This window comes from Pseudonocardia sp. TRM90224, from assembly GCF_021245725.1.
Lineage (GTDB): Bacteria > Actinomycetota > Actinomycetes > Mycobacteriales > Pseudonocardiaceae > Pseudonocardia.
On sequence record NZ_JAJGSX010000001.1, the window covers coordinates 41,807 to 63,366 of the forward strand.

At 69.8% G+C, this 21,560-nt stretch carries 23 protein-coding genes and 1 pseudogene; 11 read left to right on the forward strand and 13 right to left on the reverse strand.

Translation table 11 applies throughout. The annotated features are described in order from the left end of the window. Nucleotide 1: 1 nt before the first annotated feature. The 4 genes from LL648_RS00060 to LL648_RS00070 form a co-directional block, all read right to left on the reverse strand. Nucleotides 2–343 (reverse strand): ArsR/SmtB family transcription factor, encoded by a 342-nt coding sequence (locus LL648_RS00060; RefSeq protein WP_232660268.1) that lies wholly within the window; start codon nt 341–343, stop codon nt 2–4. Continuing rightward, nucleotides 244–597: a helix-turn-helix transcriptional regulator gene (locus tag LL648_RS45665; RefSeq protein ID WP_374111946.1), complete on the reverse strand. Its 354-nt coding sequence runs from the start codon at nt 595–597 to the stop codon at nt 244–246. Before LL648_RS45665 ends, LL648_RS00060 begins: the two co-directional genes overlap by 100 nt. A gap of 184 nt (nt 598–781) precedes the next feature. Further along, a complete protein-coding gene (locus LL648_RS00065; protein ID WP_232660269.1) occupies nt 782–1,534 on the reverse strand; it encodes an SDR family oxidoreductase in 753 nt (250 codons plus the stop codon). Further along, nucleotides 1,531–2,478: an alpha/beta fold hydrolase gene (locus tag LL648_RS00070; protein WP_232660270.1), complete on the reverse strand. Its 948-nt coding sequence runs from the start codon at nt 2,476–2,478 to the stop codon at nt 1,531–1,533. The genes LL648_RS00065 and LL648_RS00070 overlap by 4 nt, the downstream gene beginning before the upstream one ends. A gap of 78 nt (nt 2,479–2,556) precedes the next feature. Here LL648_RS00070 and LL648_RS00075 point away from each other — a divergent pair, with 78 nt between their 5' ends. Next, nucleotides 2,557–3,360 (forward strand): IclR family transcriptional regulator, encoded by an 804-nt coding sequence (locus LL648_RS00075; RefSeq protein WP_232660271.1) that lies wholly within the window; start codon nt 2,557–2,559, stop codon nt 3,358–3,360. Here LL648_RS00075 and LL648_RS00080 read toward each other — a convergent pair. Next, nucleotides 3,286–4,539, reverse strand: coding sequence for an HNH endonuclease signature motif containing protein (locus LL648_RS00080; RefSeq protein ID WP_232660272.1), 1,254 nt, complete (start codon nt 4,537–4,539; stop codon nt 3,286–3,288). The two genes, LL648_RS00075 and LL648_RS00080, sit on opposite strands and share 75 nt — an antisense overlap. A 521-nt stretch (nt 4,540–5,060) precedes the next feature. Between LL648_RS00080 and LL648_RS00085 the strand changes: the two are divergent. Continuing rightward, nucleotides 5,061–5,273, forward strand: a pseudogene (locus tag LL648_RS00085) (helix-turn-helix domain-containing protein); the annotation flags it as partial. Nucleotides 5,274–6,033: 760 nt separating this feature from the next. On the opposite strand, the gene LL648_RS00090 reads toward LL648_RS00085, so the two are convergent. From LL648_RS00090 to LL648_RS00105, 4 genes are all read right to left on the reverse strand, one after another. Then, the gene (locus LL648_RS00090) at nt 6,034–6,702 is read right to left on the reverse strand and encodes an alpha/beta fold hydrolase (protein ID WP_232660273.1); all 669 of its coding nucleotides are present in this window, start codon (nt 6,700–6,702) and stop codon (nt 6,034–6,036) included. Nucleotides 6,703–6,760: 58 nt separating this feature from the next. Next, nucleotides 6,761–7,045 (reverse strand): hypothetical protein, encoded by a 285-nt coding sequence (locus tag LL648_RS00095; RefSeq protein ID WP_232660274.1) that lies wholly within the window; start codon nt 7,043–7,045, stop codon nt 6,761–6,763. A gap of 100 nt (nt 7,046–7,145) precedes the next feature. Continuing rightward, a complete protein-coding gene (locus tag LL648_RS00100) occupies nt 7,146–7,688 on the reverse strand; it encodes an MFS transporter (protein ID WP_232660275.1) in 543 nt (180 codons plus the stop codon). A gap of 135 nt (nt 7,689–7,823) precedes the next feature. Then, nucleotides 7,824–8,045, reverse strand: a complete 222-nt coding sequence (locus tag LL648_RS00105) for a hypothetical protein (RefSeq protein ID WP_232660962.1) — start codon at nt 8,043–8,045, stop codon at nt 7,824–7,826. Here LL648_RS00105 and LL648_RS00110 point away from each other — a divergent pair. From LL648_RS00110 to LL648_RS00130, 6 genes are all read left to right on the forward strand, one after another. Further along, on the forward strand, nt 7,983–8,537 hold the full coding sequence (locus tag LL648_RS00110; protein WP_232660276.1) for a transglutaminase domain-containing protein: 555 nt from the start codon (nt 7,983–7,985) through the stop codon (nt 8,535–8,537). The genes LL648_RS00105 and LL648_RS00110 overlap by 63 nt on opposite strands. A 390-nt stretch (nt 8,538–8,927) precedes the next feature. Then, nucleotides 8,928–9,149, forward strand: a complete 222-nt coding sequence (locus tag LL648_RS45670; protein ID WP_374111968.1) for an AfsR/SARP family transcriptional regulator — start codon at nt 8,928–8,930, stop codon at nt 9,147–9,149. Between the two features lie 68 nt (nt 9,150–9,217). Further along, nucleotides 9,218–10,168, forward strand: coding sequence for a hypothetical protein (locus LL648_RS00115; protein ID WP_232660277.1), 951 nt, complete (start codon nt 9,218–9,220; stop codon nt 10,166–10,168). Nucleotides 10,169–10,434: 266 nt separating this feature from the next. Next, nucleotides 10,435–11,859, forward strand: coding sequence for an alpha/beta fold hydrolase (locus tag LL648_RS00120; RefSeq protein WP_232660278.1), 1,425 nt, complete (start codon nt 10,435–10,437; stop codon nt 11,857–11,859). A gap of 10 nt (nt 11,860–11,869) precedes the next feature. Further along, nucleotides 11,870–12,982 (forward strand): sensor histidine kinase, encoded by a 1,113-nt coding sequence (locus LL648_RS00125; RefSeq protein ID WP_232660279.1) that lies wholly within the window; start codon nt 11,870–11,872, stop codon nt 12,980–12,982. After that, the gene (locus LL648_RS00130; protein ID WP_232660280.1) at nt 12,979–13,632 is read left to right on the forward strand and encodes a response regulator; all 654 of its coding nucleotides are present in this window, start codon (nt 12,979–12,981) and stop codon (nt 13,630–13,632) included. Before LL648_RS00125 ends, LL648_RS00130 begins: the two co-directional genes overlap by 4 nt. A 138-nt stretch (nt 13,633–13,770) precedes the next feature. On the opposite strand, the gene LL648_RS00135 is transcribed toward LL648_RS00130, so the two are convergent. From LL648_RS00135 to LL648_RS00150, 4 genes are all read right to left on the reverse strand, one after another. Next, the gene (locus LL648_RS00135; RefSeq protein WP_232660281.1) at nt 13,771–14,961 is read right to left on the reverse strand and encodes an FAD-dependent monooxygenase; all 1,191 of its coding nucleotides are present in this window, start codon (nt 14,959–14,961) and stop codon (nt 13,771–13,773) included. 294 nt (nt 14,962–15,255) lie between these two features. Continuing rightward, entirely contained in the window at nt 15,256–16,869 is a 1,614-nt protein-coding gene (locus LL648_RS00140; RefSeq protein ID WP_232660282.1) for an amidohydrolase, read from the reverse strand. Then, nucleotides 16,866–18,287: a purine-cytosine permease family protein gene (locus LL648_RS00145; RefSeq protein WP_232660283.1), complete on the reverse strand. Its 1,422-nt coding sequence runs from the start codon at nt 18,285–18,287 to the stop codon at nt 16,866–16,868. The genes LL648_RS00140 and LL648_RS00145 overlap by 4 nt, the downstream gene beginning before the upstream one ends. Then, nucleotides 18,284–18,454 (reverse strand): hypothetical protein, encoded by a 171-nt coding sequence (locus LL648_RS00150; protein WP_232660284.1) that lies wholly within the window; start codon nt 18,452–18,454, stop codon nt 18,284–18,286. Before LL648_RS00150 ends, LL648_RS00145 begins: the two co-directional genes overlap by 4 nt. Nucleotides 18,455–18,554: 100 nt before the next feature. Here LL648_RS00150 and LL648_RS00155 point away from each other — a divergent pair, with 100 nt between their 5' ends. The 3 genes from LL648_RS00155 (at nt 18,555) to LL648_RS00165 (ending at nt 21,532) form a co-directional block, all read left to right on the forward strand. Continuing rightward, nucleotides 18,555–19,175, forward strand: coding sequence for a TetR/AcrR family transcriptional regulator (locus LL648_RS00155; RefSeq protein WP_232660285.1), 621 nt, complete (start codon nt 18,555–18,557; stop codon nt 19,173–19,175). Nucleotides 19,176–19,338: 163 nt separating this feature from the next. After that, nucleotides 19,339–20,088, forward strand: coding sequence for a helix-turn-helix transcriptional regulator (locus LL648_RS00160; protein ID WP_232660286.1), 750 nt, complete (start codon nt 19,339–19,341; stop codon nt 20,086–20,088). A gap of 46 nt (nt 20,089–20,134) precedes the next feature. Further along, nucleotides 20,135–21,532 (forward strand): pyridoxal phosphate-dependent decarboxylase family protein, encoded by a 1,398-nt coding sequence (locus tag LL648_RS00165; protein ID WP_232660287.1) that lies wholly within the window; start codon nt 20,135–20,137, stop codon nt 21,530–21,532. Nucleotides 21,533–21,560: the final 28 nt, after the last annotated feature.

Below are 21,560 nucleotides of genomic sequence, written 5' to 3' on the forward strand. Positions count from 1 at the left end.
TTCACTCCTCCTGCCGTGTCCGCTTCAGGTCCTGCACGTAGGTGTCCAACCGGTCGAAGCTCTCGGCCCAGAACCGCTCGAACCCGCCGGTCCACTCATGGATCGGCCGCAGCCCGCGGGCGTCCAAGCCGTACAGCCGCTGCTTGCCCGCTCCACGGACCCGCACCAACCCCACCTCACGCAGCACCCGCAGGTGCTTGGACGCCCGCGGCTGGCTCATCCCCAACTCCACGGCCACCTCGGTCACCGGCCGCTCACCCGCCCGCAACAACACCAAGATCTCCCGACGCTGCGGCTCAGCGATCGCGTTGAACGCATCCGACGTCGTCGCAGCCCGTGCCATGCCACGATCATATTCCCATATGGGCATGCGTCAAGCCCTGCCGGTGAGCGCCGGGTCCGCGGCCACGGGCAGGCCGAGGCCGAGGGTGGCGAACGGGTGGGCGGCCGGCGCTCCATCGTGCGCGCATGAGGCCGCGCGACCTTGCCTGCTTCGATGTACCGGATTGCCCTGGGACTGACCCCAGCGCGCTCCGCAAGTTCATGCTGTGAGAGGCCCAGAGTCAGTCGCGCTGCTCGCAGCTGCGTCCCGAACATCCTTCTCCTACTCCTTTCCAGGAGAGACTTTCCGGAGGCAAATTCGGTCCCGCTGCGTCGACGACTACCCGAGCTCGACAACCCCGACGATCACCGAAGATGAGGATGTACGTCCGTCCTTGCACAGCGATTGAAGCTCGCTGCAATCGCCTGGGCAGTCAGCCGCGACCCCGCGACACGTCGCTCACCGTCCACCGGCGACGGCTGTTGTCGCACCGGTGACGTAGGACGCGGCGGGCGAGAGCAGCCAGAGGATCGCCTCGGCGACCTCGGAGGCCGTTCCGGCACGGCGCAGGGGGATGCCAGAGGCAAGATCCCGGGCTCGGGTGGGCTTACCGGCCTCGGCGTGCAGGTCGGTGTCGATGAGGCCGGCGGCAACACCGTTGACGCGGATGCCTTCACCAGCCACCTCGCGCGCCAGCCCAACGGTCAGGCTGTCCAGCGCTCCCTTCGACGACGCGTAATGCACCCATTCCCCGGGGCCGCCGAGCCGAGCAGCCCGCGACGAGACGTTGACGATCGCACCGCCTTCGCCTCCGGCGAGCGTCGACATCCGCCGCACGGCCTCTCGGGCGCACAGGAACGCACCGATGACGTTGACGGCGAAGACCCTTTCGACCACGTCGGCGGACAGTTCGCTCACGCGCCCGAACCCGCCCGTGATGCCCGCGTTGTTGACGAGCGCGTGCAGGGTCCCGAACTCGCGCTCCACGGTCGCGAAGAGGCGCATCACATCCGCTTCGACGGAGACGTCGGCCTGCACCGCGATCGCCGCACCGCAGTTGTCGCGGATATCGGCGACGACCCGCTCGGCTGCGGTCGCGTCCTTCGCGTAATTGACCGCGACCACGTATCCGCGTTCAGCGGCGAGCCGTGCCGTAGCGGCGCCGATGCCTCGCCCTCCACCGGTCACGAGCAACGCTCCCGGAACCGTCATTCGAAGCTCCCATCCCCGTCGGCGAAATCAACTCGAGCGATCGCCCGTCGGATCACCGCGGCGACCTCGACGGGCACCTCGCGCTGCGGGAAGTGCCCGATGCCCGGGAGGTCGACCCGGTGGTAGGGCGCGCTGATCCGGCCCTCGAACTGAGACGCGGTCTCGGGCCGGGTGCAGAAGTCCGCACCTCCCTGGATGTGGGTGGTGGGAACGGTGATGTCCGGCATCGACTCGACGTGGCGTTGCGTCTCGACGTAGCGGCCGGCGGCCGGCGCGCCACCCCACCGATACCGGTAGTAGTGCAGAACGGTGTCGACGAACTGCGGGTTCGCGAAGGCGGTGGCGGCAGCCTCGAACTCCGCATCGGAAAAGCTCCACGACGGCGACCAGACCCGCCAGAGATGGCGGCAGAACTCCGTCGTGCGCGCCCGCAGCAGTTCCTCGCCGTGCGGCGTGTTGAAGAGCCACTGGTACCAGAAGGACGACACCTGCGGCATCGACAGGTCGGTGATCGGCGTCGCCTCGTTGTAACCGGTACCGACGGTGACCATTGAACGCACCCGGTCCGGCCACAGTCCGGCCAGCGCATACGCGGCTCGGCAGCCCCAGTCGCTGCCGACCAGGTGGAAACGGTTGATGCCGAGGTGATCGGCGAGCTGGACGACGTCCTGGGCCAACGCCGAGGTCTCCGCGGTGATGGGGAGGCCCTCGTGGACCACCGTCGGGCCGTGTCCGCGGATGTAGGGCCGCACGATCCGCAGCCCAGGGTCGTGCCGCAGGAGATCACCGACAACGCCGTCCCACGTTGCGACCGCGTCCGGGAACCCGTGCAGGAGCATCAGCGGCCGACCATCCGACGCGCCGTCGCACTCGAAGCCGACGGTCACGGATTCGAGGCCCACCACATGGACCTGATGACCGGGCCCGGCCGTCGACGAACTCATCGCTCTCCCCCTCACCGCAGCTCGAGTTCGCAGAATGTAGAGCTGGCCTCGATATCCGGGAACCAGCAGACTCACTCAATGAGTCACGACGGGGTGCTGGCCCGGGCGCTGTCGGTGCTGCAGGCCGTGGCATCCGGCGACGGCGCCGTCTCCCGGGCAGCGATCGCCGAGCGGACCGGGCTGCCGAAAGCGACGTCGAACCGCATCGTCGGGCAGCTCGTCGCGCAGCGGATGCTGCAGCCGACCCGGGGCGGAGTTCGCCTGGGGATGCGGTTGTTCGAGCTCGGCAACCTCGCCGAGCAACGTGGTCTCGGCCTGCGGGACGCCGCGACGCCCTACCTCGCCGACCTGTACGAGGTCCTGCGGGAAACGGTTCAGCTCGCCGTCCTCGACGGCTTCGACGTCGTCTACCTGCAGAAGATCTCCGGCCGCACCAGCACCAAGATCGACACCCGGGTCGGTGGACGGATGCCGGCCACGTGCACCGGTTCGGGCAAGGTGCTGCTCGCCTTCGCCGACCCGGAGTTCCGCCAGCAGCTGATCGTCGAGCGCGGACTGCCCGCCAGAACGGCCCGGTCGATCACCGACCCCGATGTGCTCAACGCTGAGCTCCAGCTCGTCCGCCAGCGCAAGTACGCGGTCGACAAGGAGGAGTTCCAGATCGGCACGACGTCCGTCGCCGCACCGATCTTCCACGACTCCGTGGTCGTGGCGGCCGCCACCATCTCCATCCAGGCCGACCGGCTTGCGGTGCAGGCCGTTGTCCCGACGCTGCTGGCAACAACCGCCGCCATTTCGCGGGAACTCCTAGACGGCAAGCCTGGTACTTCGTCGTGGAATTTGGTCCGGGTCGACCCATTTGGGCGGAATGAACTCCGGTAGCCCATCAACTATTCGCACAAACCATTCCGTGGCATGGACTTCTCGGTGATGCATCCTGCACAACATCACCAGATTGTTGATTTCGGTCGGTCCACCGTTCTGCCATTCGATGATGTGGTGGATGTCGCACCAACTCGGCGGACGGCCACACCTCGCACATCCCCGGTCACGGGCGGCGACGGCTCGTCGCATTCCGTCGGGAATCACGCGGTTTGCGCGGCCGATGTCGAGTGGTTGGCTGTCGCCGTTCATGACGATCGGGATGACAGCGGCGTTGCAGGCGAGCAGCCGCAGATCCTTGGTGGCGATGGCGCCGCCGAAGTCGAGGACCGCGGTCCGGACCCGGGTTTCCAGCTCTGCGAGTGGGATGTGCACGTTGAGGTGCGGGCGGTGCCCGCCGGCACGGGGGACGTCGCCGTGGTCAAGGACATACCCACAGACGTCAGCCAACGCCTCAGCCTGACGCTGCCCAGCACTGCGCCGATCATCGCTGGTGGTCGGCTTCGACTTCGCGTCGATCAACGTCGCGATGCTGGCGAACAGGACCGCGTTGTCGAACCGACCCTTGATGGTTCCGCCGGCCCGGTCGGGGTGGCGGGTGATGGTCAGCTCGTTGACCTCGGACTCCGGTCCGTCGTCAGGTTCGGGTCCGTCCTGGTCGAACGACCGGACCACCCGCATCCCCAGGGTGTAGAGGCCCTGCGGGTCGAACACAGCCGCCTGGTCTGCGAGCTGGATCTCGACGTACGCGCACGTCGCCGGTGTCAACCGCCCGGCTTCCTTTGAACCGAGGACTTCGACGATCTTCTCCACGTGCCGCAGGCTCATCGCCCCCGCCTCGAACGCCGCCGCACTGGCAGGCAGCCGCGGCGGCAACACCTGACCGCCCAGGGCGATCCGAGGACAGACATGCTCGGCGGCGGTCACGTACCGCCTGGCATCGTTGCGGTCGAGATTCCACAGATCCCGGATCGCGTGGATCGGCGACGTGTACCCCCGCGCGTGAAAGCCGCCCTCACGAACAAAAGCACTGATCGCGCAAACCTTCGCAAAGTCCACCCGCCGCCCCAGAACCTCTAACTCACGGGTCGCGGCGCACCGTTCTTCGAACGCCCCGACCAGGGTGTCTGCCTGCAGTTGTGCCACCCCGTCGAGGGCGGTCTGCAGGTTCTCGGACATATCTCCATTTTAGACGCGGTGAAGATCCATAGCCACTCCAATTTCGACTTCTTCCCTCTTCTTGAGGTGGCTGGGTTGGGTGAAGAGCGTATTTCCTGGTTGCGTCGCCTGCCGTCCCCGACCTGCACTCCAGTCCCGACGATCAGCCTGCGGGTAGTGGGTGGTCCTCTGTCCTGTGGTGCCGTCCAAAGACGATTTTCACACCGCGCAGACCCTGCTGAGGTCTACAAGGTCACCAAAACCGGCGTGCCGTCACCCGCACACCGACGGGGAGACCGTCGACAACGACGTTCTGGTCGTTTGTGAGCGCTAACAACAGCCAAAACGTCGTTGTCGACGCCCAAGCCCGGGCCGGCCGAAGGCGTGCCCGCCACCCACAGGTGGAGCAAGAGTGCCATCCCGTCGACCTGGTGAAACCCCCACCACACGGCCGCCCGTGGGCGGCCCTCAAACCAACGCAACACAACGGACGAAGCTCCGCCCACGGGCGGCCGTGTGGTATCCCCCAAGAGGTCGACGGGATGGCACGACCCAACCCATCCCGGAGACTTGCCCGCCCGGCGAGGGCCCCCTTGAAAAACGCAACCACCAAGACCAACGCGGAAGAGCTGCATTTCGGCCGGACCGCGGAACGGCTCGGCATCTCGGTCTCGTACGTGAGCCAGCGCATCAGCTCGATAGAGCGCCGGTTGGCCGCCAAGCTGTTCGAGCGGACGAGTCGACGGGTCCACCTCACCGTGGTCGGCCCGATCTTCGCTCAGGACATCGCGCCGATCGTCGCGCAACTGAACAGCACCCTCGCCGCCGCAACCGGCATGGCTGCCGGCATGAGCGGGGTGCTGCGGGTCGGACACGTCATGACCGTCGACGGTTCGGTGGCCGTCAGGAGACTCGTCGACGAGTTCCGGGCGCGAGTCCCCGGCACCTCTGTTCGTCGCCTGCGGGTCGACATCATCGACTACGTCGACGCGCTCCACCAGGGCGATCTGGACGTCTGGTTGACGTGGTGGCCGAGCCCGGCACCTGGTGGCGACCCGGCCGAGGGGCTGCGTTGCGGGCCGCCGATAGCCCGCGAGCGACCAGCGCTGCTCATCGGCCGGAACCACCCGCTGGCAGCGATCATCGATCGGCATGGACGACCTGACCGAGCACCCGATCATCGCGCTGCCCGAGTTCGGCCCGCTGCTGTTCCGACAGCACTGGAACCCGACCACCGCACCGAATGGTCGACCGATCGCCCAAGCCGCGTTCCCGGAGTGGCAGGGCCATTTCCACGAGCTCGCCCCCGTCCTCGATCAAGGTCGGCTCGGGTGGTTCACGATCACCTCGTCCTCGAAACCGTCTCCTTGCGCCACGACCCGGTCACCGTTCCGATCGAAAACGGAGCCGACTTCGTCCTGCTCCCCTGGTGGTCCGCGGAACACGAGAACCCCTGCGATCAGAGCTTTTGTCAACCTCGGCAGCGAGTCGGCGGAAGAGGCCGACTGAGGCCCTCTATCGGGAGAGGGCGGCAAGAACAGCGGCAAGGCTGTGCGGGTCGCGGCGGGCGATGTTGTGCCCCACAGGGATTTCGTGGACCTGCCAATCCGGCTCGTTGCGCAACCGCTCGGTCAGGGCGACGAACGGGCTGCCCGGCCAGGCGCCTCCGCTGATGTACGTCCGCCCGAAGGCGGGTCCGGGGTTGTCGGCCAGCCTGATCGACTGGACGAAGCTCGGCAACGGGTGCGCCCGGGCGCGCGGGTCGAGCCCGTCGGGGACCGCGACCCACCGACCATCGGCGCCGACGCCGGCGATGAACATTTCCCGGAAGCTGTCGCTGGTCAGGCTCCAGCACGAGTCCCCATCGGCCGGGACGTAGGCGTCGATGTAGACGAGCTGGTCGAGATGCTCGCCGATCCGGTCGGCGACGCCCGCGATCACCATCCCGGCGTAGCTGTGTCCGCAGAGTGCGATGGGAGTTCCGGCGCTGTCGTCGACGATCTTCGCCACCTGGTCGATGTGGTCGTCGAGGTTCGGCGGCCTGCTCGCATCGGTTGGGCTGTCCGGCGCCAGCCCCGCCAGCGTCACCGCCTCCACCTGGTGGCCGTCGCGGCGCAGATCCGCGGCCACCTCGTCGAACACCCATCCGCCCTGCCAGCCACCCGGCACCATCACGAACTTCATCGCCACCTCCGGTTCGAGCTGGATCCACGATCACCGACTCGGGCGCCACGGCCCGCGCTCATCCCGCCGAGCCTTCCATCTCCACCGCCCACCATTCGGCCGCCGCGCGCGGGGTCACGCGGCCGCCGCACCGATCGGTCGCCACCGCGGCGGCGACCCGGTGGTGCCCGTCTTCCACGAAGTGCAGCCCGCCGACCCGGATCAGCTGGACCGGCGGCAGCACCGCACCCGCGGCCTGCAGCCGGGCGATGCGATCGGCGTGCCGCACAGCCCGCGCCGTGAGTGGCCGGAACCCGCGGTCGAACTGACCGGGACGCGCGACGGTGCCCACGATCGACGCCACCGGGACCAGCGTCCCGGGCACGGGGGCGCCGGCAAGTCGATCGCATCGGCCCCACCGTGGTCCGGCCGCGGTCACCACTTCGTCCAGGACGAGCGCAGGCTCATCCATCCCCGACCTCCGACGCTCCCGTTCGCGGCATCGCCAGCGCCGCGACGACCCCAGCCAGCACCACACAACCGGCGCACACCGCAAACGCTACGGAGTACCCGTGGGCGAGCGCAGCACGAGGATCGGAGTCGCCGGAGCTCGCGACGATCGTCACGACCGCGGTGAGCGCAGCCAGCCCTGCGGCGCCGCTGGTCTGACGAACCGTGTTCAGCACTCCGGCCGCCACTCCCGCACGTGAGGAGTGCACACCGGCGGTGGCGGACACCGTGAGCGGGGTGAACGCGGCCGCCGTCCCGAACCCGAAGGCGATCACCGGCCCGGCGATCGCCACCAGCGAACCACCACCCCACAGCACGGGTGCCAGCCCGAGCAGCCCGGCGGCGCCGATCGCGGTGAACAGCACGGTCGCGCGCCGCGGCCCGAGCCGGACCGTCAGCCCGCCGGCAACCCGTGCGCCCACGAACATCGCCACCCCGACCGGGAGGTAGCGCAACCCGGCCACGAGCGGCGACCAGCCCAGGAGGGTCCTGAACAACTGGGGCCGTAGCGAGCGGCGTCCAGGTGGTGCCCTCGCAAGGCGCGCGGATTCGGCGATACCGCTGTTGTATCGACGTATTCGCGCAACGCCGCGAGGGCGCCGCCTGGGCGCCGCGCAGTAGGTCCCAGTTGTTCAGGGCGCTCCAAAGACGTCCTGCATGTAGAGCGAGAGCAGCACCGGGCTGGCGAAGAACCCGAGCCCCACCAGGAAGATGACCATGTTGCCGGCCCGCACGGCGCGCACGGCGAACAGGTCCAGCGGCAACAGCGGCGCGCTCGCCCATCGACCCTGGTGCACCAGGAACAGCGCAAGCAGGGCGACGCCACCCAGCAACCAGAGCCAGAGCTGGCGCACGGAATCGCGTTCTGCATGGGGAAGGCCATCCTGCAGGTCGCGTTGTGCCGGGCCGTCGGGATCCCGGCCCGGATCGCCTTCCAGGTGCTGGACTCACCCGACAAGGAGTTCCTCGATCCGGCGGTGCGGGCCGTCTGGGGCGGTCGCCCCGGCCGGCCGCTGCCCTGGCACTCGCTCGGTGAGGCACGGCTGGGCGAACGCTGGCTCAAGCTCGACGCCACCATCGACGCACCGACCGCCGCCGCAAAGGGCCGGCCCTACCAGCACGAGTTCGACGGGATGCGCGACATCCCCACCGTCGAGGGGCCGATCCTGCGCGACAACGGCAGCTACCTGGACTACCCGGCGGAAGTCGCAGAGTGGTACGAGCGGCTCGCCGTCGAGGTGGTCGGCGCACTCGACGCACCCTCGGCCCGCCGCCGGCTGGCCGACGACGACGCGCTCTGGGCCGGGCCGGACCCCACCGCCGTCCGGCGGGCGGCCGTGGGGTGAGACGGGGGCCGCACGCGCGCGCCTGGAAAGCCACTTTCCCGGCGTGTGGGGACGGGAAAGTGGCTTTCCCGGCAACGATGGCCCTCCCGCGGCGGTCGTGGTCGGTCGAACGTGGCGGCCAGCACCGATCCGCGCCGGCGCCCCTCTTCCTAGCCTTCGTTCAGGCCTGGCGATGTTCGGGGAAGGACCTGTGATGACGCTGCTCGTGAGTGCCGTCCGATACCCACCGAGCGCGCCCCGCTCGACCCTGTCAGTCAGGGTGCTGGGCTCGCTGGAGATGAGGGACGAGCGCGGTCGTCCGATTCCGCTGCCGGGGCGTCAAGTGCGGCGGCTCGTCGCGGTTCTGGTCGCACATCATGGCCATCCGGTCGATGCTGTTGTCGAGCTGGAATCCCTGATCCGCGAGAACCCCTTTCGGACCATGCGCGGGCGTCCCTCATGCGGGCATTGTGTGCCACCGGGCGGCAGGTCGAGGCCCTTCGCAACTTCGCCGAATACGCGAGGCTCGTCACCGTCGAACTCGGCCTGGAGCCGTCCCCGTCGCTCCGTGACCTGCAGCGCGACATCATTCGCCAGAACGCAGGGCGGACCGCGGCCACGGCAGACGCGTGAAAGCTGGCAGACATCCCACTCTCCGATGCTTCGGGAGCACCGCGCTCCCCCGGCGCAGAAGGAGAGAGATGAACCTCGACCAGCGTGCCCGATTCCGGTCCGCCCTCGTCGCCACCGCGCTCGCGGTCGCGACCCTGCTGCCTGGCGGCACGGCGGCCGCTCAACCGAGCCCGGCCTGCCAGGTGGATCCAAGCTGCGACGACTTCCGCCCGATCTTCTACCAGGATCGCGTGCCGGAAGACAGCTCGCCGCAGCAGCGCGCCATCTTCCGCATCAATCCCGACGGAACCGGCCGCACCGAGATCATCCGCAACGCCACCGCCCCGTCGGTTGATCGGGACCGCAGCCGGATCGCCTTCGTCCGCGACTCCGAGATCTGGATCGCCAACATCGACGGCAGCGGGCAACAGCGCGTCACCGACCGCAGCAAAGGCGGCGCGGTCGACGTCAGCCTCAGCCCCGAGGGCGACTACGTCGCCTACCACGTCGACTCCTCGGGCAAGATCGTCGTGCAGGGGTTGACCAACTCGAGCCGTTGCGATCGCATCACCGACTCGGAGGACACGAACGCGCCCATCGGGCTCTTCCCGCGCTGGTCGCCGGACGGGCTGCACCTGGCCTTCATCCTCTTCGGCGAGGAGCCGGGCATCGGCGTCATGCGCTGCGACGGCGGCGATCGTCGAGTCCTCCTCCGCGGGGCGACCGGGGCTTACCTCGACTGGTCGGCCGACGGACGGAGCGTCGTCTACGAGGGCAGCTCCTTGATGCGCTGGGTCGAGGTGCAAGCTCCCGGGGCCGCGCACGACATCCCGGGCACCGGCTCGATCAAGGACGGTGTCAGCGCGTCGCCCGACGGGAAGCGGATCGTGATCAGGCGGAACACGGCCGCCAATCGCGGCCTGTGGGTGCTCGGCATCGACGGCACGGGCCAGGTGCGGATCGCCGACATCCCCGATCATTCCGGCCGACCGGACTGGGGCTACCCGAGCGCGCCTGTCGTCTCGAACCCGACTTCCTGATTTGCGACGCACGCGTTGCGCACGCGAGGGCAGGGACTGCGCGAACGGCACTTTCGAACGATAGGTTGGCCTGAAAGTGCCGTTCGTGCGCATACGGTGCTCGCCGAGCGGGAGGTACTCGTAAGGCCGGGAATCGGCGACCTCGCAGAGCGGTCATGCTCGGTCGCACGCGGCCGGGGCCGGGCTGGGTGCGATTCGGACCGGTCCGGACCCCGTATGCCGTTCGGGAGACGCGACGGCCGGCGGAGGTTCATAACGTCGGGCGGGTGAACCTGAATCCGATGATCGGCCTCCTGATGGCCGCGGCCGTGACGGTGTCATCCGGTCTGGAGCTGCCGGACCGGTCAGCGGCGGTGTGGCGGCCGTGTGCACAGCCGGACCTACCGGCGGAGCTCGAATGCTCGACGATCTCGGTGCCGGTGGACTGGAGCGACCCGGTCGGCCGGACGATCACGCTCGACATGGCGCGGGCGCCGACCGTCGGGGCGAACCGGGCCGGGTCGGTCGTCATGAACCCCGGCGGTCCGGGCAACTCCGGCATCCAGGCTCTCGGTGCACAGTTGTCGAAGTTCGCGGGGCTGCGCAAGCAGATGGACGTCGTCACGTGGAACCCGCGGGGCACCGACGGAACGGTGCTTCCTTACGAGAAGTGCCGGGGCGGGCCTTCGTTGATGGCCTTCCCCGCCGATCGTGCCGAGTACGACGCCGCCGCGGAGGCCGGGCACCTCGCGATGCAGCCGTGCCGCGACGTCGACCCGGTCCTGTTCGACCACATGGATTCCGCGACGCAGGCACGTGACATGGAGGCGATCCGCGCCGCCCTCGGCGACGGCGACCTGAACTACTTCGGGAACTCGTACGGCGGGGTGCTCGGCGAGTCGTACGCCCGCCTGTTCCCGGACCGGGTCAGGACGATGTTCCTCGACAGCATTGTCGACCACGTCTCGCCGGTGCGGGACTACGGCTTCGGCCAGTACCGGGCGGCGGAAGAGCTGTTCGACCGCTTCGTCGCATGGTGCCGGGAGGCGCCAGAATGCCTGCAGCACGGCGCGGACCTCAGCCAGGTGTGGCTCGACCTCCTGGCCGACGCCGACCGGAAACCGATTCCGATGGTGGGCGCGAACCCCCCGATCCAAGTCGATGCCGACGGGCTGAAGTTCTTGGCCATGGGACTTCTCATCGTCACCGAGTGGCCCGAGTTCTCCAAGGCCATCGCAAGCGCGCAACGTGGCGACGCGGCATCGTTCGACTGGACCGGACAGCTGGTCGTACCGCACTTCGCCGCGATCGGTGTGGCGACGCAGTGCGCCGACGGCTTCCGTTTCGACGACTTCGACGACTTCGCCGCCGCCAGGGCGCAGGCAGCGACGATGTCACCGCATTTCGCCGGGGAGAGGGAGTACTACGCCTCGCTGTGTGCTGCGTGGCGCATTCCCGTCGCCAATCCGAGCGGCCCGCTCCCGGGTGACCGGCTGCCGCCGTTCCTCGGCGCGGCACCGATCGTCGAGCTGGCTGCGGTGCGTGCGGCGGTCGATCAGGTCCCCGGTTCGTCGCTCATCCGCTTCGACGATGTCGGGCACGGCCTCTATCTGAACGAAGGCAACCGGTGTGTCGTCGAAAAGGCCGACCGGTACCTGATCGATGGTGTGCTGCCGCCCTCGGACACCGTCTGCCCGCCCAACGAGTCCTGATAATGGGCCGATGAACGGGGTGGCGGAGGCGTGGCGCTCACGGGCGCCGCTGACCTGGGACGCGCTGACGGCGCTTGCGCTCGCGGCCGTCCCGGTGCTGCTGGTGCTGCCTCAGGAGCGGCACCTCACGGGCGGCACCTGGGCGCTGTGGCTGCTCATCGTCGCCATCGCGGGGCTCGCGCTCGCGTTCCGCCGCCGCGCTCCACTGGTCGCCGTCGCCGTCTCCGCAGTGGCGACGACATCGGCGGCCGTCCTCTCCGGCACCGACGTCACATCGCCGGTCACGCTGGTGGCGATCGTGTCCGCGGCCTACCGGATCCGGCGAGGACACCTGTGGCTGGCGCTCGGTGCGCTGGTGTGGTTCACGGCGCACGCCGTGCTCGGCGGCATCGGCGTGGATCCGCTCGGGCTGATGATGGTCGTCCTGATCCCGTTGGCATCGGTGGCGCTCGGCTACGCCTTGCGGTTGCGGACCGACCGCGCCGCAGACGCCGTGCGGCTCGAACGTGCGCGCGCCGCGACCGCGCGCGCCGACGAGCGGACCCGGATCGCGCGCGACGTGCACGACGTCGTCGGCCATCACCTGAGCGCCATCCGTCTGCAGGCGGTGGGTGGGCGGCGCAGGCTGGCCACGGCGCCCGGTGATGCCGACCGCGTGCTCGAAACGATCGCCGATCTCGCCGTCCGCGCCCTCGGCGACATCAGGGACCTGCTCGAACGGCTTCGGGAGACGGCAACCGACGAGCACGGGCTCGCCGATCTGCGAGAGCTGGCCGAGCGGCTCGGCGGCGACGAGCTGCGGATCACCGTCACCACAAGCGTGCACCGGGAGATCGCGCCGCCGGTCGAGTCGTGCGTCTACCGGCTGGTTCAGGAGGCCCTCACCAACGTCGCTCGGCACTCGCGTGCGCGCTGGGCGGCGGTGCGGGTCGACGGCGAGGCCGAGACGCTCGCGGTGAGCGTCGACGATCCGGGACCCGCGCGCGGCGAACGTACCAGCGGCGGTGCCGGCCTGCGCGGTATGCGCGACCGGGTGCTCGACCAGGGCGGCAGCTTCGAGGCGGGACCGCACGGCACGCGGGGCTGGCGGGTGCGGGCCGAGCTGCCGGTGGGCACACCATGATCCGGTTGCTCATCGGTGACGACCAACCGGAGGTCCGCGAGGGACTGCGCATGCTGCTCACCGACGAGGACGGCATCGACATCATCGGCGAGGCCGTCGACGGCGCCGATCTCGTCGCGCTCTGCACCCGCAGGCGTCCCGATGTGGTGCTGACCGACATCCGGATGCCGCGGATGGACGGGCTGACCGCGATCCGGCAGCTCGTCGCGCTCGACCCCGCGCCGGCCGTGATCGCGCTGACGACCTTCGACATCGACGAGTACCTGTTCGGTGCGCTGCAGGCCGGTGCGGTCGGGTTCTTGCTCAAGGACGGCGATCCCGCGCTCTACGCCGACGCGGTCCGCGCCGCGCACGAGGGGAACGGGCTCATCGACCCGCAGGTCACCGGGCGGCTCATCGCACGGTTCGCCGCGACCTCACCCCGGCCGCCGACCAGGGCGATGGCGGAGCTGACCGCTCGTGAGACGGACGTGCTGCGCTGCCTCGCCGAAGGGCAGAGCAACGCCGAGATCGCCGACGCCCTGCTGATCTCGCCGGGCACCGCGAAGGTCCACGTTGCACGGATACTCGCGAAGCTCGACCTCGACACCCGGGCGCAGGCCGCCGTCTACGCCTACCGCCACGGCCTGGTCACCTGGGCCGATCCCTGATCGCGATCCGTGGTGTCCCGTCGACAACGACGTTTTGGTCAATGTTAGCGCTCACAAACAGCCAAAACGTCGTTGTCGACGCGGTCTGGCTCTTGGGCACGAGCCCGGATGAACCCGTACCAGCCCGAGCTCGCGCTCCTAGGTCCTGGCCGGCACCTCGGCGTAGTCGGGCAGCTCGACACCGTTGATCGCACGCTCGACCAGCGCCATGAGCGCCTCCATGTCCGGCTCCGGAGCCGGCTCCGCGTCCGCCGCCGGAACCTCGCGGCTCTGCACGTGCATCCGGCCGATCTCCTGGTTGGCCTCGACGAACGGGCGCATCCGCGCCTCGTAGGCGGCGAACCCGGCCTCCGGGTCCCACCCGGCGGCGGCCAGCTCGCCGGCCAGCAGGTAGGCGCCGACCAGGGCCAGTCCGGTGCCGCCCCCCGACATCGGGGACGAGCTGAACGCCGCGTCCCCGAGCAGCGCCACCCGCCCACTCGACCACCGGTCCATCACCACCTGCGCGACCTGGTCGAGGTAGAAGTCCGGGGAGTCGTCCAGGTGCGCGAGGATGCGCGGGGTCGACCAGCCGAGGCCGGCCATCTGCTCGCGCAGCAGCCGCTTCTGGGCTTCGACGTCGCGGTAGTCGACATCGAACTCGGCCGAGGTGAACGAGAGCATGGCCATCGCCCGGGTGAGGTCCGGGAGTGGCCGCAGGCCTGCGGAGCGCCCGGACGCCGGGTCCTGGTAGTCGATCAGCCAGCGGTCCACCTCGAACTCGTTGGGCACGGTGTAGAAGGCCAGCACCATCCCGAGGTGGCGGATGTACTGCTCGCGCGGCCCGAACACCATCGCGCGCAGCGCCGAGTGCAGCCCGTCCGCCCCGATCACCAGCTCGAAGCGGCGCCGATCGCCGCTCGCGAAGGTCACGTCGACGCCGTCCGCGTCCTGGGTGAGCTCGGCGATCCGGTCACCGAACAGGTACTCGACGTCGTCGCGGGTGTTGTCGTAGAGGACCTGGGACAGGTCCCCGCGCAGGATCTCGATCTCCGCGATATACCCGTCGCCGCCGTGGTCCTCGGCGCTGAAGGTCTCCAGCACGTTCCCGTCCACGTCCACGGTGTACGCGCCCGCGGTGTCGGTGCAGGCCGCGCGCACCTCCGCGTCGAGCCCCATGCGCCGGATGACCTCCTTGGCCACCCCGCGCGCGTCGACGGCCTGGCCGCCGGGACGCAGCTCGGGCGCCCGTTCCACCACGGTCACCTCGGCACCGCGCCGGTGCAGCCAGTGCGCCAGCGCCGGCCCCGCGATGCTCGCCCCTGCCACCAAAACCCTGATTCCGCTCACCGTTGCTCCTCGCTTGTCCGATTCGTGTCAATGGTGTGGAATCGGCCGAGGCCGCGGTCCGCTCCATCCAGACGGTCAGACCCGGGCATCGCCCGGAACTCATCGCTGCGCCGTCTTCGGGATCAATATCAGACCGCGCTGGAGCCCTCGTCGAGAAACGGCTCACCTGGAACCCTTTGGCCGATGCTGGGCCGAAAGGTTCGAACGAACGGCACTTTCGTCCAATAGGTGTGGACGAAAGTGCCGTTCGTTCGACCACCCGGCAGCCGCGGCGCAGACGTGGGCGGGACGATCTCAGCCCACCAGGCCACCACCGGTCTCCTGCCCGCCGACCACCGTTCGCAGGACCCGTGCGTCGAGGAGCGCCTGCGGGCCCTCGGTGAACGGGTCACGGTCGAGGACCACGAGGTCGGCGAGCATGCCGACCACCAGGCGACCCTGATCGGCGGCCCGGCAGGACCATGCCGCGTCGGCGGTGGCGTGGCGGATCGCGTCGACGAGCGGGAGCGCGTAGCGCGGCACGTTCGGGGGCAGCGCGGGGTCGATCGCGGACCGCCTGGTCGCGGCGACGTACATGTTGCGCAGCGGGTGATAGTGCGCCGTCGGGGTGTCGGTGCCGAGCGCGAGTGTCGCGCCGGCATCAACGAACTCGGGCCAGGGGAAGCCGCGGTCGACGCGCGAGTCGCCGAGCATCGCGCGCCAGTTGTCCTGGATCGCGGGGTCGGCGTGCACCGGCTGCACGGACGCGGTGACACCGAGCCGCGCCAGCCTGGGGACGTCGGCGGGGTCGGTGTACTCCAGGTGCTCGATGCGATGCCGGCGTGGACGCGGACCGTTGCGCTCCGCAGCGTGTTCGAGCGCGTCGAGCGCGATCCGGACCGCCTTGTCTCCGATTGCGTGCATGGCCACCTGCAGCCCGGCGGCGTCGGCCGCGGCAACGACGGGCGCGAGGGCGTCGAGGTCCCAGATCGGCTCGGCGTTGTTGCCGTTCGCGTACGGCTCGGAGAGCGCGGCGGTGCATCCGTCGATCACGCCGTCGACGATCAGCTTCACCCCGGTGACCCGCAGCCAGGGGGACCGGTGCCGCTCGGCGAGCGCGGCGGCCTCGGCGACCTGCGCCAGGTGGTCCGCCGCCGAGCCGCCGCGCGGCACGAGCCAGTGCGCCGCGACCCGGACCGTCGAGGCGCCGGCCCGCTCCGCGCGCGCCATCGCGGCGAGACCGTCGCCGTCGAGCGCCATCTCGACGGCCCCGGTGACACCGCAGCCCGAGTACGCGGCCATCGCCGCGGCCAGGTGCGCGTCGCGGTCGGCGTCGGTGGCGATGCCGGCGAGAAAGGGCCAGACCAGCTCCAGCCCCGCCGTCTCGACCAGGTGTCCCGTCGCCTCGCCGGAGGCGTCACGAACGATCACACCGCCGACCGGGTCCGGGGTGGCCGCGGTGACGCCGAGCTCGCGCAGCGCCGCTGTGTTCACCCAGACCGAGTGGTAGTCGGCGGCGTCCAGGTACGCGGGCCGGTCGGGGACGATCGAGTCGAGGAGCTGCCGGGCCGGCCGGCCGTCGGGCACCGCGGAGAACGACCATCCCTGCCCCAGCACACGCGGCGCGTCGAGGTGCTCGTCCGCCCACGCTCGAATCCGGCGCGCGATCTCGGGCATGTCCGGTGCGCCGTGCAGGTTCGCCCGCAGCTCCGCCGCACCGCTCATCAGCAGGTGTGCGTGCCCGTCGACGAACCCGGGCAGCACCACTCCCCCGTCCAGCTCGACGATCTCGGCGCCGGACCCGGCAGCCTCCCGGGCGCCCACCTCGTCCCCCACGTAGGCGATCCGCTCCCCGACAACCGCGATGGCGTCCGCCCATGCCGGCTCGCCGGCGGTGAACACCCGGGCGCCGACGTAGACGGCCCTCACCGGTACCCACCCTTTCCCGCGGGCACCACGACCAGCCGCGTGAAGGCGTAATGCAGCACCCCGGCGACGAGGAACGCCGGCACGGAGGCGCTCGTCCAGCGGAACAGCGACGACGACTCGTACGTCAGCGGGTTGAGCAGCAGGTAGTAGGTGAGCGCCCCGGCACCGACGGCGACCAGTGCGAAGGGGTTCACGCCGCGCCAGTACGAGTACCGCGACACACCATCCGGCTCGTACAGGCCACGAACACACAGCGTGCGGCGGCGCAGCAGGAAGAAGTCGACGAAGTGGACCCCGCACAGCGGCGCGAGCACGAGCGAGATCCAGGCGATGAACTTGAAGTAGTTGTCGTACAGCGCCCCGGGCCAGAACACGACAACAGCCGCAGGCAGGAACAGGAGTGCGGCCAGCACCGGCCAGGGCAGGCGGCGCGCGGGACGGCCGCCGACGCGCAGGAGCGCGAGGCTGCCGGAGTAGGTCTGACCGACCATGCTGGTGAGGTTCGCAAACCCGACGAACAGCAGCGCCAGCACGCCGAGCAGCGCGCCGCCGAGCGGCACCATCCAGACGGTCGGGTCGGCGTTGCCGAGCACGAGCGCGGCGAAGGTCCCAGCCAGACTCGCCACCAGGCTGGCGAGGAACAGCCCGATCAGGTTCGGCCAGAACGCAACCCGTTGCGTCGTCGTGAGACGAGCGAGGTTGCCCATGATCGTCCACCAGGAGAAGCCGGTGCCGAGGCCGAGCTCGATGGCGATCATCCAGTCGAGCCCCGGGTCCCCGAACGGCTGCAACGGCGGCGCCGCAGCCAGCTCGCTCCAGGGGTGCTGCACCAGGATCAATGCGAGCATCGCGACCGACATCACCGCGAGCAGTGGCGCAACGATCTTGTTGACCCACTCGATGGATACCGGCCCCTTCACCAGCACCACCCAGGCGGCGACGATCGCGAGCAGCGCCATCGTGATCACCAGCCCGCCGTTCGGGTCGAACCCGGTGCCGGCGACCGCATTGATCACGTTGACCATCGCCCGACCGCACATCACGGCGAGGATCGCGTTCCAGCCCGCCGCGACGAGCGGGAACAACACGAGCACGAGCGCCCGTACACCGTTCGCTCCGAACACGCTGCGCAGCCCGGTGAACTGCTCGACCCCGTACTTCGCCGACGGGATGCACGACGCGAGCGACACGAGGACGACCGCAATGAGACCGCCGATCACGCCGGTCGCGATCGCCGTCCGCGCCCCGGCGAAGAGGGCCACGGTGCCACCGGTGAGGAACGACCAGGTCGCGATCGCCAGCCCGACGTTCACCGAGGTGAACGACCAGAACCCCCAGATGCGCTCGCCCGGGAGCGAGGGCAGCGCGCTGAACGCCGCGTCGCCATCGGCCGGCGTCGCCTGTTGCGGTGTGGTCATGCCGGGTACCCCCAGAGCCACATCGCGACCACGACGACCACCACGCCCACCGCGAGGAGGATCCGGTCGGCGCGCGGCAGATCCGCTTGCGCCGGGTCGTCGTGCGCCGGGCTCTCGATCATGGCGAGCCGGCGGCTCAGTTCCGCTTCGTACCAGTCGGAGTTCATCGTCGAACCACCCGTCTCCAGCAAAACTATCTAAGATAGTTTGCGACTGTAGCCAGCAGCCGAGCGATTCGGAAGGGCCGGCCAGGAGAGGATCGATCGCATGGGACGCAGAACCGATCTCGCTCTGAGCCGGGAGAGCATCGCGCGCGCCGCGCTGGCGATCCTCGACGAAGGCGGCGCCGCTGCCGTCACCCTGCGGAACATCGCCACCCGGCTCGGCGTCCGATCACCGTCCCTCTACAACCACGTGACCTCGAAGGACGACATCCTCGACGCCGTCACCGAGCTCATCGGCCGCGAGATCGACGAATCCCCGCTCGCCGACCCGGATCTGCGCCGCGGCCTCACCGGGTTCGCCCGCTCCTACCGGCAGGCGTTCCGCCAACACCCCGACGCGCTTGCTGTCATCGCGCAGCGCGCCGTCGAGACCGACGTCGCGCTGGCCGCGTACGACACCGCCATCGGCAGGCTGCAACGCGAGGGTTGGCACCCCGTCGCCGCGTTCGAGACGATGGCCGCGCTGGAGTACATCGTGCTCGGATCCGCACTGGTGCCGTTCACCAGGGGTTTCATCCGATCTCCCGCCGAGTACGCGGACCGCTACCCGGCCCTGGCCCGATCCCTGTCCGCCGCCGAGCTCGACGCCGTCGACGACCGCGGCTTCGAGCTGGCCCTGGACCTCTTCCTCGACGCTCTCATCGCCCGCGGCCCGGCATCCTGAGGGCCTGGCTCCGCCGATTCATCAGCTCGAACGCGTGAGTGGTGGCCGACCGGCGGAGGCTCGGCAGCTCCGGGCGCGTCGACCGACGTCGAGCAGTAAGGACGGGACTGGTCTCGTCGGCGGGCGGGTGGCCATCTCCCATCTGGCGGGAATACCTTCGAGCATGCACACGACACGGCGGCGGATCGGGCGTGGTCACGTCTTTCCGCCGCATGCGCATCCGGGCTGGTCGGTGGCGGTGGTGGAGGCCGGGAGCGGATACATCCGCCTGCGACGTGGCTCGGTGGCAGCTGGTCGTGGGGCCGTGACGGTGCTGTACCCCGGCGAAGCGCACAGCAGCACCGTGCACCGCGAGGACGGACTCGGCTACACCGTGTTCGACCTCGACGAGGCCGAGGCTGCCGCGATCCACGGCAGTACCTCGACCCCGGCATTCGACTCGGCGCTGGTCGACGACGCCGGCATCGCACGTGGACTGCGCAAGGCGGACCGGCTGCGCCGTGCTGGCGAGGACCTCGGTGCGGATTCGATCCTCGCCCTCGCATTGCGTGCGCTCTTCGCCAGGCATGCCGGAGCCGACCAGGCGGATCCGGCGCCGAGCTCAGCGGGTGTCCGGGCTGCGCGGGATCTCCTGGACACCGTCCCAGCCGGACCGATCACCCTCGCGGAGCTGGCAGCGGCCGCGGGCGTGAGTCCTGCGACGCTGGTGCGGCGATTCGTAGCGGAGACCGGGCTCACCCCGCACCGCTACCTCGTCTCCCGACGCGTCGATCGAGCGAAGATCATGCTGGCGGGCGGAATGCCGGCGGCCCAGGTGGCGGCACTCGCCGGCTTCGCCGACCAAAGCCATTTGCACCGGCACTTCACCCGTGACGTCGGTGTCACACCGGGCCGGTTCCAGGCCGCCACCTGACCAGATCGTCCAAGACGCATGCCCGGACCGGCGTTTGAATGACTGCATGGATCTGCCTCCGCTCCGCCTGACCTCCGAGGAGATGCGCGCTCTCGGATACCAGGCGGTCGATTCCGTTGTCGAGCACCTCACGACGATGCCCACCCGGGCCGTCGGCCGACCGCCCGACCCTGCCGAGCTGGCCCGCCGGTTCGACCCGGCGCTGCCGGCCGGGGGCAGCGACCCGGCCGAACTGCTCACGCGAACGATCGACGACCTGATGGCAACGATCGTCCACACCGACCACCCGCGGTTCCTCGCCTACGTGCCCGGCCCCAGCAACTACATCAGCGCACTCGCCGACTTCCTCGCCGCCGGGTTGAACGTCTTCGCCGGCCAGGGCCTCGTCGCCGCCGGGCCCGCGGTGATCGAGCGGATCACCGTCGACTGGCTGCGTCAGTTGTGCGGCCTGCCCGCCGGCGGCGGCCTGTTCGTGAGCGGCGGCACCATGGCCAACCTCGTTGCGCTCCACGCCGCCCGCGTCGAACTCGGCGCGGACCTCGCCGTGTACATCACCGACCACACCCACCGCTCGATCCGCAAGGGTCTGCGCTTCCTGGGAATCGACGACGCCCGCGTCCGGACCATCGCGCTCGACACGGCCTTCCGCATGGACGTTCGCGAGCTCGACCGTACGCTCGCGGCCGACCGCCGCGCCGGAACCCGGGCGCAATGCGTGATCGCGACCGCCGGCACGACCGGCACCGGAGCGGTCGATCCGCTGAACGACATCGCCGACGCCTGTGCGGCTGACGCGGTGTGGCTGCACGTCGACGGTGCCTACGGTGCCGCGGCCGTGCTCTCCGAGCGGCAGCATCCGCTGCTGGCCGGACTCTCCAGGGCCGACTCGATTGCGCTCGACCCGCACAAATGGTGGTTCCAGCCCTACGAGATCGGATGCGTGCTCGTCCGCGACCCCGCGCTGCTGACCAACGCCTTCTCCATGGAGGCGGAGTACCTGCGCGAGACCCGCTCCGAGTCCGTCCCGCTCAATTTCTACGACCTCGGACCGCAACTGACACGCAGTTTCCGGGCACTGAAATTGTGGATGTCCGTACACGCGTTCGGCATCGATGCCTTCCGGCAGGCGGTGGAGCACGGTATCGAGCTGGCCGAGCACGCCCAACGCGTCATCGAGGCCGCCCCGGAATGGGAGCTGGTGACGCCGGCGCAACTCGCAGTCCTCACCTTCCGGCCGCGAGTACCGGACCGATCGAGCGACGAGATCGCGCAGCTGACCCGGCGGGTCGCCGCCGCAACACTGCAGGACGGGTACGCGCTGGTCACAACCACCGAGGTGGACGCGGAACCGGTCCTGCGACTGTGCACCACGCACCCGCAGACGACGGTCGCCGACATCGAGAGCACGCTGCAACGACTCGGCCGGTCGGTGGCGAATCTCTGATGTCATCAGACCTCTCCCACGGCATCTC

Coding starts and splice junctions, on each gene's coding strand:
- LL648_RS00060 (WP_232660268.1), bottom strand. CDS start 343: ATGGCACGGGCTGCGACGACGTCGGATGCGTTCAACGCGATCGCTGAG.
- LL648_RS45665 (WP_374111946.1), bottom strand. CDS start 597: ATGTTCGGGACGCAGCTGCGAGCAGCGCGACTGACTCTGGGCCTCTCA.
- LL648_RS00065 (WP_232660269.1), bottom strand. CDS start 1,534: ATGACGGTTCCGGGAGCGTTGCTCGTGACCGGTGGAGGGCGAGGCATC.
- LL648_RS00070 (WP_232660270.1), bottom strand. CDS start 2,478: ATGAGTTCGTCGACGGCCGGGCCCGGTCATCAGGTCCATGTGGTGGGC.
- LL648_RS00075 (WP_232660271.1), top strand. CDS start 2,557: ATGAGTCACGACGGGGTGCTGGCCCGGGCGCTGTCGGTGCTGCAGGCC.
- LL648_RS00080 (WP_232660272.1), bottom strand. CDS start 4,539: ATGTCCGAGAACCTGCAGACCGCCCTCGACGGGGTGGCACAACTGCAG.
- LL648_RS00090 (WP_232660273.1), bottom strand. CDS start 6,702: ATGAAGTTCGTGATGGTGCCGGGTGGCTGGCAGGGCGGATGGGTGTTC.
- LL648_RS00115 (WP_232660277.1), top strand. CDS start 9,218: ATGAACCTCGACCAGCGTGCCCGATTCCGGTCCGCCCTCGTCGCCACC.
- LL648_RS00125 (WP_232660279.1), top strand. CDS start 11,870: ATGAACGGGGTGGCGGAGGCGTGGCGCTCACGGGCGCCGCTGACCTGG.
- LL648_RS00130 (WP_232660280.1), top strand. CDS start 12,979: ATGATCCGGTTGCTCATCGGTGACGACCAACCGGAGGTCCGCGAGGGA.
- LL648_RS00145 (WP_232660283.1), bottom strand. CDS start 18,287: ATGACCACACCGCAACAGGCGACGCCGGCCGATGGCGACGCGGCGTTC.
- LL648_RS00150 (WP_232660284.1), bottom strand. CDS start 18,454: ATGAACTCCGACTGGTACGAAGCGGAACTGAGCCGCCGGCTCGCCATG.
- LL648_RS00155 (WP_232660285.1), top strand. CDS start 18,555: ATGGGACGCAGAACCGATCTCGCTCTGAGCCGGGAGAGCATCGCGCGC.
- LL648_RS00160 (WP_232660286.1), top strand. CDS start 19,339: ATGCACACGACACGGCGGCGGATCGGGCGTGGTCACGTCTTTCCGCCG.
- LL648_RS00165 (WP_232660287.1), top strand. CDS start 20,135: ATGGATCTGCCTCCGCTCCGCCTGACCTCCGAGGAGATGCGCGCTCTC.